This is a genomic window from Thermoflexus sp., assembly GCF_034432235.1.
In the GTDB taxonomy this organism is placed as follows: Bacteria; Chloroflexota; Anaerolineae; order Thermoflexales; family Thermoflexaceae; genus Thermoflexus.
Genome location: NZ_DAOUCJ010000001.1, coordinates 1 through 13,627, shown reverse-complemented (window position 1 = coordinate 13,627; position 13,627 = coordinate 1). Strand labels below are relative to the sequence as shown.

At 65.5% G+C, this 13,627-nt stretch carries 15 protein-coding genes and 1 tRNA gene; 10 read left to right on the top strand and 6 right to left on the bottom strand.

The genetic code is table 11. The features are described from left to right. Positions 1–81 precede the first annotated feature (81 nt). Entirely contained in the window at positions 82–516 is a 435-nt protein-coding gene (locus tag VAE54_RS00080; RefSeq protein ID WP_322799884.1) for a cupredoxin family copper-binding protein, read from the top strand. Between the two features lie 63 nt (positions 517–579). Here the strand turns inward: VAE54_RS00080 and VAE54_RS00075 are convergent, their stop codons facing one another. The 5 genes from VAE54_RS00075 to VAE54_RS00055 all read right to left on the bottom strand — a co-directional run bounded on the left by VAE54_RS00075 (position 580) and on the right by VAE54_RS00055 (position 6,668). Continuing rightward, on the bottom strand, positions 580–1,710 hold the full coding sequence (locus tag VAE54_RS00075; RefSeq protein WP_322799883.1) for an isocitrate/isopropylmalate family dehydrogenase: 1,131 nt from the start codon (positions 1,708–1,710) through the stop codon (positions 580–582). A gap of 40 nt (positions 1,711–1,750) precedes the next feature. Then, complete coding sequence (locus tag VAE54_RS00070; protein WP_322799882.1) at positions 1,751–3,997, bottom strand: glycoside hydrolase family 36 protein; 2,247 nt, start codon at positions 3,995–3,997, stop codon at positions 1,751–1,753. Positions 3,998–4,228: 231 nt separating this feature from the next. After that, positions 4,229–5,197: a quinone oxidoreductase gene (locus VAE54_RS00065; RefSeq protein WP_322799881.1), complete on the bottom strand. Its 969-nt coding sequence runs from the start codon at positions 5,195–5,197 to the stop codon at positions 4,229–4,231. Between the two features lie 64 nt (positions 5,198–5,261). Beyond that, positions 5,262–5,355 (bottom strand) — tRNA-Sec (locus tag VAE54_RS00060). 272 nt (positions 5,356–5,627) lie between these two features. Beyond that, positions 5,628–6,668: a BMP family ABC transporter substrate-binding protein gene (locus VAE54_RS00055; protein WP_322799880.1), complete on the bottom strand. Its 1,041-nt coding sequence runs from the start codon at positions 6,666–6,668 to the stop codon at positions 5,628–5,630. Positions 6,669–6,919: 251 nt separating this feature from the next. Here VAE54_RS00055 and VAE54_RS00050 point away from each other — a divergent pair, with 251 nt between their 5' ends. The 5 genes from VAE54_RS00050 to VAE54_RS00030 all read left to right on the top strand — a co-directional run bounded on the left by VAE54_RS00050 (position 6,920) and on the right by VAE54_RS00030 (position 10,090). Continuing rightward, on the top strand, positions 6,920–7,243 hold the full coding sequence (locus VAE54_RS00050) for a metalloregulator ArsR/SmtB family transcription factor (RefSeq protein WP_322799879.1): 324 nt from the start codon (positions 6,920–6,922) through the stop codon (positions 7,241–7,243). An 18-nt stretch (positions 7,244–7,261) separates the two neighbouring features. After that, positions 7,262–7,780, top strand: coding sequence for a DsrE/DsrF/DrsH-like family protein (locus tag VAE54_RS00045; RefSeq protein WP_322799878.1), 519 nt, complete (start codon positions 7,262–7,264; stop codon positions 7,778–7,780). Positions 7,781–7,909: 129 nt separating this feature from the next. Then, positions 7,910–8,146: a sulfurtransferase TusA family protein gene (locus tag VAE54_RS00040; RefSeq protein ID WP_322799877.1), complete on the top strand. Its 237-nt coding sequence runs from the start codon at positions 7,910–7,912 to the stop codon at positions 8,144–8,146. Continuing rightward, positions 8,143–8,760 (top strand): hypothetical protein, encoded by a 618-nt coding sequence (locus tag VAE54_RS00035; RefSeq protein ID WP_322799876.1) that lies wholly within the window; start codon positions 8,143–8,145, stop codon positions 8,758–8,760. Before VAE54_RS00040 ends, VAE54_RS00035 begins: the two co-directional genes overlap by 4 nt. 10 nt (positions 8,761–8,770) lie before the next feature. After that, complete coding sequence (locus tag VAE54_RS00030) at positions 8,771–10,090, top strand: (Fe-S)-binding protein (protein ID WP_322799875.1); 1,320 nt, start codon at positions 8,771–8,773, stop codon at positions 10,088–10,090. A 138-nt stretch (positions 10,091–10,228) separates the two neighbouring features. On the opposite strand, the gene VAE54_RS00025 is transcribed toward VAE54_RS00030, so the two are convergent. After that, positions 10,229–11,101, bottom strand: coding sequence for a DUF1028 domain-containing protein (locus tag VAE54_RS00025; protein WP_322799874.1), 873 nt, complete (start codon positions 11,099–11,101; stop codon positions 10,229–10,231). 214 nt (positions 11,102–11,315) lie between these two features. Between VAE54_RS00025 and VAE54_RS00020 the strand changes: the two genes are divergently transcribed. From VAE54_RS00020 to amrB, 4 genes are all read left to right on the top strand, one after another. Continuing rightward, positions 11,316–11,504, top strand: a complete 189-nt coding sequence (locus tag VAE54_RS00020; protein ID WP_322799873.1) for a type II toxin-antitoxin system HicB family antitoxin — start codon at positions 11,316–11,318, stop codon at positions 11,502–11,504. Beyond that, a complete protein-coding gene (locus tag VAE54_RS00015; protein ID WP_322799872.1) occupies positions 11,474–12,322 on the top strand; it encodes a lipoate--protein ligase family protein in 849 nt (282 codons plus the stop codon). Before VAE54_RS00020 ends, VAE54_RS00015 begins: the two co-directional genes overlap by 31 nt. 11 nt (positions 12,323–12,333) lie before the next feature. Beyond that, positions 12,334–12,618, top strand: coding sequence for a DUF503 domain-containing protein (locus tag VAE54_RS00010; RefSeq protein WP_322799871.1), 285 nt, complete (start codon positions 12,334–12,336; stop codon positions 12,616–12,618). A gap of 75 nt (positions 12,619–12,693) precedes the next feature. Next, positions 12,694–13,627, top strand: a 934-nt coding sequence (gene amrB / locus VAE54_RS00005; RefSeq protein ID WP_322799870.1) for an AmmeMemoRadiSam system protein B, incomplete at its 3' end; no start/stop codon positions are given.

Here is a 13,627-nt window from a genome sequence, read left to right as displayed (position 1 = left end):
GATTCCGGCGCTGATCCTTTTCCTTTCCCCTTGCGTATCTTCTTCAGGGTTGACACCGCTCGCAGGGAAAGGAGGCGAAAGATGCTGCGCCGGTTATGGCTCTTCCGGGCGTTCCTGTTTCTGGGGATCACGGCCTGTGCGGCGCCGGCGGCACCTGCCACCCCGACCTCCCGGCCCCCGACGCCGGCTCCGAGGCGGACGGTCTCGCCTACCCCGGTCAGCGGCCCCCCGCAGGTCACCCTCAAGAACTTCGCCTTTCGGCCGGCGGAGCTGGAAGTCGTGGTGGGGACCACGGTGGAATGGATCAACCAGGAGGAATCCGCCTCGCATACGGTGACCAGCGGGACGCCGGATTACCCCAGCGGGGTTTTCGATTCGGGTCGGCTGCGCCCAGGGGATTCGTTCCGCTTCACGTTTCAGCAGCCGGGGACCTATGAATATTTCTGCGCGATCCATCCGCGCATGCGCGGACGGATCATCGTGAAACCGGCGCCCGGCGCAGGGTATGGGGATTGACCAGCGATTTTTGATCTCCCTTCCCGCAGCCCGTGGGCTGTGGGAAGGGAGAGCGGAACGGATCTATCCCGCCTCCCGCGCGCCGATGCCGGGGCTGCCGGTGAGCCGTAGCGCTTCCCAGATCTCCAGCTTGCGGGTCACCCGACGGATCACCTCATCGGTGAACTCGGTGGTGGTCGCCGATCCGCCCAGGTCTGCCGTGGCGATTCCATCGTAGACGCTTTCGAAGACCGCCTCATAGATGGCGCGGCTGGCCCGCTGGGCGGATTCGTCTTCAATGAATGAAAGAAGGGCGGCTCCCGCCAGGATCATGGCCATGGGGTTGGCGATGTTCTTCCGGTAAAGGGCGGGGGCGGTGCCGTGGGGGGCTTCCGCCATCACAACCCGGATCTGGAGGCGATCGTCGAAGGAAAGCAGCAGCGACTCGCTCCCCGCGATGGAGCCGAACATCTGGAGGATCAGATCGCTGAGCAGATCCCCGTCGCGGTTGAGGCATGGGATCACGAGCGGCTCGGCCGCCCGAGTGAACAGGAGAGCCAGCGTGGCATCGATCAGCTGGGGCTCGTAGCGCACGTCCGGGTAGCGACGGGCCGCCGCATCCAGCTCCTCCTTGAACATCCCCTCATATACCCGGCTCACCGTCCACTTGGGCCCCCCGAAAACCTTCGCTCCGATGCGCCGGGCATACCAGAAGGCGAACTCGGCCACCGCCCGGCATGTCCCGCGGGTGATGCGATCCAGTCGATAGGCGACCTCCTCCAGCCCTTCGCCTTCCCGCCATTCCCGCGCGTTGTAGGCGTCCTCCACCGCCATGCGCACGATGGCCACCGGCCCCACTACCCCGCCGATCGGCCGCACCCCCGGGATGCGGCGGCCAACCCGGAGGATCACTTTCCCATCGATGTGCTCCCGAAGGAGGGCGTTGGGGCTGCCCACATCGGAAGGATCCTCCGGCGTGATGGTGGCAGCCTTCAGGCCCAGCCCCGTCTCCTTCATGGCCTCCGCCGCTTCGATCACCACCCCGTTGCGGGTGCGCCGCCGGTTTTCCAGGCTCAGGTCGAACCGGAGAAACCGCAGGGGAACGCGGACGACCCCTGGATCCAGCACCCGCAGCGCTTCCTCCAGGAGCTCCTGCCCCGTCTGATCCCCTTCCATCACCACGATCGTCCATGGGCTCTGCCGGTTCCACTGCATCGATGCGCTCTCCTGGTTCACGAATGGGGAAGTTCTCCGATCAGATGCCATTATGCGGCCGAACCCTCCGCGCCTCCAGGCGCCCCCGGCCCTGAAAGGCGACCGCCACGCGATACAATCCGGGCCCTGCCGCGGCTGCCATCATCGGCTGTCCTTCCCAGCGCAGGTCGAAATCCGACGTCGGGCTGTAGATCCACATCTCTCCCTCGGTCCATGGCCTCCGGAGGAGCTCCCAGTATCCCCCTTCCTCTCCCTCCTCCAGCCCGATGATCTCTTCCCCCGGCGGCAGACGGAGGGTGGATCCAATCCACTGGAATCCCGGCTGGATGGGCCGCAGGGTCCAGAGGGCCGCGCTGTGCGGAGGCAACGCGATGGAAAGCCGCCCCTCCAGCCGCTGCGCTATCCGGGACCAGAACTCGAACCCCCACACGGCCTCCGGGAGCCCCAGGGCCTGGAGGGGGATCTCCGTTAGCCACGGATGATCTTCCGGGTTCAGCAGGCCGATCCATACCATCGGCGCCCCGGCGAGTTCCCGGCGCAGGAGGAGGACCCGGGGGAACTCCCGCTCCAGCAGATCGATCACCTGCGGCCGCTGCCCGTGAGGGGGGAGCATGGCAGACCACCATGTCCGGCGATTTTCCTTCAGTTTGAAGACCGGATCGCTGTCGATCACCATCCCGCCGCTCATCGCGATGGCGGTGATCAGCAGGTGGATTTCCTCTTCGGAAAGGAGCGTGGATTCCGAACGCAACAGCAGGCAATCGGGATCGTTCCACCACCAGCGGCGATGCATCCAGGCCCGCGTGAGCGTGTTGCGGACAGCGTTGCGAACGGCGGGGAGGCTGCGTTCGCGCTGGAAAGGGAAGCTCAGGCCAAACATACGGGGCGCCCAGTGGGGGGCGACATCCGGCCCGATCCGCATGCCGTCGACCAGACCGATGGCCGGGCCCAGGGGGCATCCGCATCCCAGCAGGAAGGCCTCCTTGCCAGCGGCCTCCCGGATGGCCTGCAGGCCCCGCCGGAGGGCCTGGGCCCGCGTGGCTCTGGGATCATAGCGACGCCCAGGCAGCGCGGCCGCATACAGGAAGTCCAGCTTGAGATAGGGAAACCCCCAACGGTGGACCACCGTATGGATGAGCTCCCGGAGCCATTCCTCGACGCCTGGATGGGTGGGATCCAGAGCGCGAAGCCAGCGATACCAGTTGAAGCCCGCGGAGACCGGCCGTCCCCGGGCATCCCGCAACAACCAGTCCGGATGCTCCCGGGCGACCCGGGCCTCCGGCCAGGCGAGAAAGGGGGCCAGCCACAGCCCCGGGGTGAAGCCAGCCTCCTGGATCGCATGGGCCAGCGAAGCCACTCCCTCCGGGAAGCGAGGGCTGAACTGCGTCCAATCCCCTACCGCTGCCTGGAACCCATCGTCGATCTGGATCAGATCTACAGGAAGTCGATCGCGATGCTCAATCAACGCTTTCAGATTCTCCAGGATATCCTTCGCCTGCACGCCGGTGTAGTAAAAATACCAGGAGCACCAGCCGGAGGGCGCCTGCGCCCGCGCCCGGGGGCGCATCTCGCGGGCGACCGCCTCCGCATAGCCCCCGAACGGGTCCGGGTCCGTGGCGTCCCGCCATTCCACCCAGATCCACTCCGAGGCGATCTCCTCATCCGGGCCGATCGGGATCCCATCCAGCTCGGCGTAAACGCGGAGCCGGGGAGCGCCTCGCAGATCCAGCTCGATCTTCACGAACTGGTCTGCCGTGGTGATCTGGCCGAGGATGAGCGCGCGCTCGCCGATGATCAGGGCAGCCACCAGATCGCTCCGGCGGACCCCTCGAGGTCCCGGGGGGAGGGCGACATCGAAGGTCATCGGCGCGCCCAGAGGTCCCCATCGTGTACCGGAGTCTGAGGCGGCCGCGGGGGTGGTCCCGCTGAAGCTCCAGGAGTGGAATCCGTTCTGATAGAACCGCCAGCGGGGAGGGGGGAGGGGAGCCTGGAGATCGCCGGTTAGAACCACCATGCGGCGCAGCGAAACAGGGGACTTCCCGGTTCGGCGGATCTGCAACCGAACCCCTGTGGCCCCCGCGTAACGACGCATGATCCGCACCGCTTCCCATCCGTCCGCCTGAAGGATCTCCTGCTGTTCCTGAAACGCCCCATGGAGATCCTGCCCGGCGGTGGAGGATTCCCCGATCATGCGCCATGCGGAAGGAAGCCACGTAGATCCATCGGTCGCTTCCAGGGCCATCCCGGTGGGCCAGTGGATGCCGGAGGGGTCTGTGAAGATGAGCATCCTTCTCCTTACCAAATAAGGAATGAAGACAATTATCCCATTCGATGATAATGGTTTTTCTGTGGAGCGCTCCCGAGGGGCGGGCCCTCTGAAGGCGACCCGCCCCCCTCTTTTTTCTTTACAGGAGTTCCACAGCGGATCTCCCCATCTTCGTGGCTCAAAGGCCCTGGGAAGGGGGAAAGAGGGAGGGGCGATCCCCGTCTTCCCCCTTCGTGCCCGGCCGTACAAGTTCTATGGGATCAAGAGCACCTTGCCCACGGTCTGGCGGGAGGCCAGCCGGCGATGGGCGTCCGCCGCCTGTTCCAGCGGGAACGTGGAGTCGATGAAGACCTTCAACTGTCCTGTGGCCACCAGATGGAGCACCTCTCCAGCCCGCCAGAGCAGTTCCTCGCGGGTGAGCAGATAATGCCACATGGAGGGCCGGGTCAGAAAGAGCGAGCCTTTCTGGTTCAGGATCTGCGGGTCCATCGGGGGAACAGGGCCGCTGGATTGTCCGAAGAGCACCATATAACCCCGCGGCCGGAGACAGTTCAGGCTCTTCTCGAAGGTGTCTTTGCCCACCGAATCGTAAACGACATCAACTCCGCGGCCGTCCGTGAGGCGTTTGACCTCCGCTTCGAAATCCTGTTCGGTGTAGACGATGACTGCGTCGGCCCCCAGGGAGCGGACGATATCGGCTTTGGTGGGAGAGGAGACGGTGCCGATCACCCGGGCGCCCCGGCGCTTGGCCATCTGAACCAGCAGCGTCCCCACCCCGCCGGCGGCGGCGTGGATGAGACATGTCTCGCCCGGTTTCAGGGGATAGGTGCTCTGGGTCAGGAACTGGGCCGTGATCCCCTGCAGCAGGACGGCGGCGGCCTGAGGGAAATCGATCGCTGGGGGAAGTTTCACGAGGCGTTCCGCAGGGACGACGATGTATTCCGCATAGGATCCGGAGACGCCGGCGTAAGCGACCCGATCGCCTTCCCGGAACTCGGTGACCCCCGGACCTACCGCGGCCACCTCGCCTGCTCCTTCCTGGCCGGGGATGAAGGGGAGGGAGATCCGGTAAAGGCCGGTTCGGTGATAGGTGTCGATGAAATTCACCCCAATGGCGCGCAATCGGACCAGCACCTGGCCGGGGCCGGGGGTAGGGGTGGGGATTTCATCGACCTGAAGGACCTCGGGACCACCGAATTGGTGAATGCGGATAGCGCGCATGGCCTTCAGCCTCCAGGGTAGGGGTCCGAAGGGCTGGGATGTGAGGCATCCCGACTCCTCCAGACGGGAGCGGATGGGAATCGAACCCACCCCGGGCCGTCCCGCGACCCGACACCGGTTTTGAAGACCGGGGGCCTCACCAGAGGCCAACCGCCCCCTCACCCATAGAGATTATACCGGTTCAAAGCCCCGAGGGAAGCGCGTCTGCCCCCATCCGGGGAGGAGGTCCTCGGACCTAACCCCCGGCCCCCTTTCCTACGAGGGAAGGGGGCGCCTAAGAAACCCCCTCCCCGTTTCGGGGAGGGGAAATCGGGCTGCCGCCCACCTGCGGATGATCATACAAGGAGAAGATACAAGCCCGAATAAAAATCGGGGCGGGAAATGATCTCCCGCCCCGATGATGCCCTGGCCCAGCGGATCGCCCCGCAGCTCACTGCGGCTTCGCCGGCGGAACGTTGGTCTTGATTGTGCCGTCCTTCAGCCCTTTCTCAATCTCCGCCAGCTTCTGGCGGACCTCCTGGGGCACCTGGCTCTCGAGATCATGGAAGGGCGCCAGGCGGACTGGCCCGATGACGTTTCCGCCCTGCCACTTCCCTTCGTAAGCCGCCTTGATCAGATTGAAGGTCCCCTCGGTGAGATCCTTCATCGCGCTGGTGAGCAGGACGCTCTTGGCTTCGGGGACCGTGTAATACTGATCGACGTCCACGCCGATGGCCAGACACTTCTTGGTCTCCGCGCAGCCGATCAGGGCGCCATTTCCGGTCTTGCCGCCCCCCCCGAAGATCACATCCACGCCCTTATCCACCAGGGAGAGGGCGGTGGACTTCCCCCATTCGGGGTCGGTGAAGGTCTTGTCCAGCCCCACGTCGTTGTGATAGACCACCAGCACCTCGACGTTCGGGCGGGCATACTTGGCACCAGCTCGGTAACCCTCGCCGAACCGCCAGACGGGCGGCACGGCGTCCGTGCCCAGCACGGCGCCGATCTTGCCTGTCTTGCTCATCATGGCGGCCAGGGCCCCGGCCATGAAACCGGCCTTATCTTCCTCGAAGATCAACCCGGCCACATTCGGAATGGGAGTCTCCTGGAACTGATCCACGCCGATGAATTTGACGTTGGGATACTTCTTGGCTGCCTCGCGGGTGGCCTCTCCGAGGGCGAACCCGACAGTGACGATCACATCAAAGCCGGCGTCGGCGAACTGGGCGATATTCTTCATATAGTCGTTGGGATCCTGGGTCTCGATATATTTCGCCTCCGCGCCCAGCTCCTTCACCGCTTTCTGGACACCTTCCCAGGTGCCCTGGTTGAAGGATTTGTCATCGATCTTCCCGACATCCGTCACCAGGCCGACCCGGAAAGCTTTCTTGGCCGGTTGGGTGGGAGCTGGTCCGGCCGGCTGCGCGCAGGCAGCCAGCAACAAAGAGAGGACAACCGGGATCAGCAACAGGCTCTGTGTTTTTTTTGACATGGAAGCCTCCTCTCCTCCTGCTTGAGGTTGAAGGGCCAGGGCCTATACGGAATTATAGTGGAGGCCTGAGAGCCCGGCAAGTCCCCCCGCATCTCCAAAAATCCATGGGGCAAAAAGCCCGCCCGATTTTCGATATCCCCGATAATCCAAAATGAGGCGACGCTGTGATTTTATGCACGAGAAATTGTGACGAAATCCGCAACCCGTCGGGCGGCTTTCCGGTTATCCTGTTAACCGGAGGAAGAGAAGGTATGGAGCGACCGACGCGACAGGAGATCCACCAGCTTCATGCCGAGATCTGTGCCGGGCTGGCGGACCCCACGCGGATCCTGATCCTCTACGAACTGGCAGACGGACCTCAAACCGGAACGGCGCTGGCCCGGGCACTGGGCCTTCCCCAGTCCACGGTGGCCCGTCACCTCCGGGTGCTGGCCTCCAAAGGTCTGGTGATCCCCACCCGCCGGGGCGGGATGGTGGAATACGCCCTGGCGGATCACCGGGTGATCCAGGCGCTGGATCTGATGCGGGCGGTCCTGATGGATCGAATCCATCTTTACCAGCGCATGGCTGGCTAACCCTGGGAGGAGGTCTCGATGGCTCTGGAACAGGTCGCAGAGGCGGCCGCGATGCATTCGGAGCGGGAGGTTCCGAATCGGCTTTCCATGGTCGTGTTCAGCGGCGACATGGATCGCTTGATGGCCGCGTTCATCATCGCCACGGGCGCGGCGGCCTCCGGAATGGACGTCACGATGTTCTTTACCTTCTGGGGTCTGCAGGCCATCAAGAAACAGACCCCCACGGGGCGCAGCCTGTTCGGCCGGATGCTGGGCGTTTTCCTGAAAGACATCAACGGGGTGGGGCCCAGCAAGATGAACTTCGGGGGCCTGGGCCGATGGATGTTCAAGAAGATGATGAAAGCGCACAACGTGACGTCGTTGCCGGAGCTGCGCCAGCTGGCCGCCGAGCTCGGGGTCCGCATGCTGGCCTGCCAGATGAGCATGGAGGTGATGGAGATCCGTCGGGAGGATCTGATCGACGAGGTCCAGGATGTGGTGGGCGTAGCTACATTCCTAGAGGAGGCTTCGCGTTCGAAGATCACGCTGTTCATCTGAAACCTCTGGCGCGCACGCTCTCCCTTCTCTGGGGTGGGCGGGGTTGAGGGGCTGGCCTCGACAGCCCCCTAACCATGGACGGTTTCCTTACATCCCGAAAGAGCCGGATCCCTCTTCAGGAGGTGCGTGATGGAGGTGAAAGCTGACCTCACCCTGGACCTCAAAGGTTTGCTGTGCCCGATGCCGGTGGTGAAGATCAACCAGGCCATCAAGAATGTTCCCATCGGAGGGATCATCGAGGCCTACGCGACGGATCCGGGGGTGATGGCCGACATCCCGGCGTGGTGCCGGAGCACGGGCAACGAACTGGTGACCATGGAGAAGCAGGACAAGGTCATTCGCTTCGTGGTGCGGAGGCTGAAATGAGCACGACCGCGCTGTGGGGATGGATCGTCCTCATTGCGCTGGGCCTGGGCATCGGGGGGCTGGGCTGGCGGCTTTACGGGTTGCTGGCCCGTCCCTACCGGCCGGATCGGGCCCCGCCCCGGGGCCCCGCATGGCGGGGCGTCGTCTACGCGTTCACCTGGGGCATGATGCCCTGGGCGAAGGAGAGCACCCGACGACATCTTCTCCCCTATCTGCGGGGAGTGCTCTTCCACCTTGGGATCTTCGCCACGCTGGCCACGCTGGCGATCAGCCCCTGGCGGCTCTCCCTCCCGGCCTCGATCGCCCCGGCCGGCCTGGTTCTCACCGGGATTGGAGCCGCAGGCGGCCTGATCGGGATCATGATGCGGATCTTCGATGAGCGGCTCCGGGCCCTCAGCCACCCGGATGACTATGCCGCGGTGGCCCTGGTGACGGTATGGCAGGCGGCAGGCATGGCGTTCTGGGCGGATCCGCGCTGGACGGGGGCGTTCTACGCCCTGTCTGCGCTGACCCTGATCGCTATCCCCCTTACCAAGATCCGGCACTGCCTCTATTTCTTTTTCTCCCGGTTCTTCTTCGGCCTCTTCTATGGCCGACGAGCGGTGCTGGGATAGGAGGACCCGAATGAGCGAGCGTGTGCAGCGAGCGTTGGCCGTTTTTGAGCGGTCCTTGGACCGGCGGCTGCTGACCGCTCTGGAGGTCTGCGCGCGCTGTGGGATCTGCGCGGAATCGTGCCACGTGTTCGCTGCCGAGCCCGATTTTCGCCACGCCCCCGCGGCCAAGGCCGAGGCGGTCCGTCGCTTCTACCGGCGTCTTCATGACCCCATCGGCCGTTGGTTCCCATGGTGGGTGGGGGCGAAGGATCTGACTGAGGCCGATCTGGAGGAACTGGCAGAGATCGCCTTCGGCGCATGCACCCTCTGCCGGCGCTGCACAATGAACTGCCCGATGGGGGTGGATACGGCGCTCATCATGCGGGCAGCTCGTGCCATGCTGACGGCCGCCGGAAAGGCCCCCGAGATGCTCATGCAGCTCGCCGACGCGGCGATCGCCCGGGAGGAGAACCTGGAGTTCTTCCGGGAGTTCTATATCGATCAGATCCGCGATCTGGAACGGGAGCTGCAGGAGCAAACCGGCGATCCGGATGCCCGCATCCCGGTGGAGAAGGCAGGGGCGGAGATCCTGTATGTCGCCCTCTCCGGTGCCCATACCATCCTGCCGGCGGCGATCCTCTTCCACGCGGTCGGGGCGAACTGGACCCTGAGCATGTTCGAGGCGGCCAATTATGGATACTTCCTGGCCGATATCCAGCGCGCCCGGGCGATCGCTCAGCGAATTGTGAATGAAGCGCGACGGCTGGGCGTGAAGGAGATCATCCTGGCCGAGTGCGGCCACGCGTATACGGTTCTGCGCTGGGAGGCGCCGAACTGGTTCGAGGATTTCCCCTTCCGCGTCCGCAGCATCATCGAGGCGGCAGCGGAGTGGATCCAGCAGGGCCGCCTGCCGCTGGATCCATCGGCGAACCCGGAGCCGGTCACGTATCACGATTCCTGTAACCTGGGTCGGAACGGCGGCCTGTTGGAGGAGCCCCGGATCATCCTGCGGGCGGTCGTTCAGGATTTCCGGGAGATGACCCCCAACCGGGCGGAGAACTTCTGTTGCGGCGGCGGGGCCGGCCTGGTGGCGGTTCCCGAGTGGTATGAGAAGCGCATGCGGGCCGGGCGCCGCAAGGTGGAGCAGATCCGCCAGACGGGCGCCCGGGTTGTGGTGGCTTCATGCGATAACTGCCGTCTGCAGCTGGGGGATCTGAGTGAGTATTACGGCCTGGGCGTGCGGGTGAGCGGTCTGATGGATCTGGTGGTAAACGCCTATCTGGCGGCCCACAGGAGGCACGTGCCCGCTCCCGTTGCGCCTGTGCGGGTTCCTGCTGGGGAGCCGTTCTGAAGATCCCACACAATGAGGCCGCTGCCGATCTTGCTCGCTTCTTGGCGAAGGGGCATGGAGCCACGCCGCGGATTGCCCCTCGAGACCGGGTGGGTCGCCGGAGGCGACCCACCCCTATTCTGGACGTGAACCGGGATCTTATCCCATGCCGAACCGGCGGCGGAGGAATTCCCAGGCCACCCGATCGATGCGATCCCCCGGCTGCCAGCGTTCCTCCAGGTTCTCGATCCCGAACAGGGTTTCCAGGGCGCGCCGTGTGGCTTCATCGTAAACCCCTGTGATCTCGCCGGAATAGTGGCCGGTGTGTCGCAGCAAACGCTGGATCTCCCGGGCCAGGGCCTCGTCGATAGGGAGGAGGTCTTCCGGCCGAGGGGTCCCGAAATAGAGATGATGCAGCTCCACCAGATCCCTCAGCTTCACCACCGGGTCCGGGTCATCATCGACGCGCAGATCCATGTAGCGATCGTTGAAGCCGCCGTAGCCGCCCCCCTCGCGGACCACCAGGATGGCGGCGGACTGGCGGCCGCGCCGGTCGCCGCCGGCGCGGTCTCCGGCCAGCAGGGCGGCCACCAGGCGATCGGCGAGCTCCCCGGAAGCGTTCACGAAGGCCTCGGCCATCGCCTCCAGGGTGCGTTCATCCACCAGCAGGTTCCCCTGACAGCAGAACCCCTCGCCGATCCGATGGCCAGCCCATGGCAGGCACTCGGAGCCGGTGAAGGCCGCGGCACGCCCCTGACGGTCCACCAGGCCCACCTGACGCTTCTCCCGCTCGGGATCTTCCGCCAGGAGGGCGGCCAGCGTCTCCTCGGCGGAGAGCCCCTGGGCCATCCGCGCGAGCCCCTCTGGCCCAAAGCGGGTGTTGGCGTAGGACTGTGTGGCGACGGCCCCAGCGCCGGCCCGGGCCCAGGGCACCACCGCTCCGGCCGCCAGGAACTTGGAAGCCACGGCCACGCCCCACTCCTGGCGGGCAGGATCGAAGGCGACGATGGAGAAGGTCGCGCAAGCGCGCATCCGCACCTCCGGCAGGGGAGTTGCTCTTCGTATTTTAGTGCATGGCGTGCTGGATCCCGTGGAGATCGGGCAACCCGGGTTCAGAGGAAGATGACGGAGTTACGGGGCTGAGCAGGACGCCGGGAGAGGATGAACATCGGGAGCTCTGTTGCGGAGGGAAACGGATGGGTGCGTTAAAATGGATATGAGATCTTCATGATCCGGGAGACACTCGATGTTTTCTGCGCTGGTTGAAGCAGCCATGGAGAGGGCGCGTTACCGCCAGCTGGAAGATGGCACTTACTATGGGGAGATCGAGGTTTACCCGGAGGTCTACGCCACGGGGCGGACCCTCGAAGAGTGCCGTCAGGAGCTGGAGGAGATCCTCATCGAATGGTTGCAGGATCGCCTGTCCCGACCGTGAGCTTCCCTACTGCCTGCTGGCGCCTGCTCTGGTCGCCCCCCGCGGATGGGGCGACAAACATGGCCATCGATGTGGCGATCGTGGAGGCGGTGGCGGAGGGCGAGGCGCCGCCCACCCTGCGGTTCTATCGCTGGGATCCGCCCTGCCTGAGCCTGGGGCGTCGCCAGCCGGTCGATGAAGTGGATCTCACCCGCTGCCGGATGGATGGCGTGGAGGTGGTCCGGCGGCCCACCGGCGGACGGGCGATCCTTCACGCGGGGGAGCTGACCTATAGCCTCGTCTTCCCCGAGACGGACCCCCGCGCGGCGGGCGGGGTGCTGGAGACGTTCCGCCGGTTCGCGGAGGCTTTCGTTCAGGCCCTGCGCGATCTGGGGATCTCGGGGGTCGCCTTAGCTCCCCGCCTCGATCCGGCCGCCCGGGGGGATGGCTTTGTCTGTTTTGAGACGCCGACGGATTACGAGGTAACGATCGGCGGGCGGAAGATCATGGGAAGCGCCCAGTGGCGTCACCGCGGCGTGGTCCTTCAGCACGGCTCGCTTCCTCTGGAAGGGGATCCCGGCGCGATCGCGGCCTATCTCAGGAACGGGCCGGACCCCGAGCGGCTTCGACGCCGGGCCATCACCCTTCGGGAGGCCGCCGGCCGTCCCGTGACCTTCGAAGAGGCGGCCGCGGCGATCGTGGCGGCGTTCCGGCGCCTCCTCGCCATCGAGGCGCAGCCCGGGGCTCTGACCCCCGAGGAGCGACGCCGGATCCCGGAATGGCGGGAGCGCCTCAGCGTTCTCCGGCAGGCGGGGGTCCGGTCCGCTGAACTCTTTTGAGGATATGTCTCATGGTCGTCGGCACGTGCATGGTGGATCTGCATCTGCCGGGCGCGCTGTCCCTGAAGGACAAGCGCAGCGTGATGAAGTCCCTGATCGCCCATCTGCGTCAGGCCTTCAACGTGGCGGCCGCTGAGATCGACCATCAGGACTTCCCCCAGTCGGCTCGCCTGGGCCTGGCGACGATCTCCACGGATGCCGGGCACACCCACGCGATCCTGGAAAGCGCGGTCCGCTGGATCGAAACCAATCGGCCGGATGTGATGGTGGTGGATTGGGAGATCGCGATCATGTAAAGGGCCCCCGCGAAGGGGGAGCCCTGAACGCACCGGCTTCCCGGTGAGCTTGTCTGGGCCAGGAAAGGAACGGACATGACGCGCGGGAAGATGGAGATCCGGGAACCCGCGGTGGCGGGAGCCTTCTATCCGGCGGATCCAGAGGCGCTGGCCGAGATGGTGGATCGCCTGCTCGCGGAGGCTCCGCGCTACGACCCGGAGCCCGCGGCCCTGATCGTCCCCCACGCCGGCTACATTTACTCGGGCCATGTGGCCGCGTGGGGATTCAAACAGCTCGCGGGCCGATCCTACGATGCGGTGGTGGTTCTGGGCACCAATCACGTGGAGCCCTTTTTCCACGAGATCTCCGTCTGGGCCCGGGGGGCGTGGCGGACCCCTCTGGGGGAGATCCCCATCGATGAGGAGCTGGCCCATGCCCTGCTGGCCGCCGGCCCGCCCCTCCGTTTCGTCCCCGAGGTGCACCTTGAGGAGCATTCGATCGAGGTCGAGCTCCCCTTCCTCCAGCGCCTGTTCCCGGACCTCCGCTTCGTCCCGGTGATGATCGGGGAGCCTTCTCTGGAGAACATCGAAGCCCTGGCGGAGGCCCTGGCCCGGGCCCTCGCGGGGCGTCGCGCGATCGTCATCGCCAGCAGCGATCTCTCCCACTACCCGCGGGATGAGCACGCCCGCCAGGTGGATCTCAACGCCATCGGCGCCATCCTCTCCCTAGACGACGATCTGCTCCGTCACACCATTGCGGAATGGATGGCCCGCCGGATCCCCGGGCTGGCGACGCTGATGTGCGGCGAGGGGCCCGTGCGCACCGCCATGGCCTACGCCCGGCGCACCGGCGCGGTCCACGCCAGCCTGCTGAAATACGCCAACTCCAGCGATGTCCCCTACAGGCGGAAGGATCACGTGGTGGGCTACGCGGCCATCCGCTTCGCCCGCGCGCCGGATCCCCCGCTGGGGGAAGAGGATCGACAGACGCTTCTGGAGATCGCGCGGGAGGCGGTGGCCCATGCCGTGC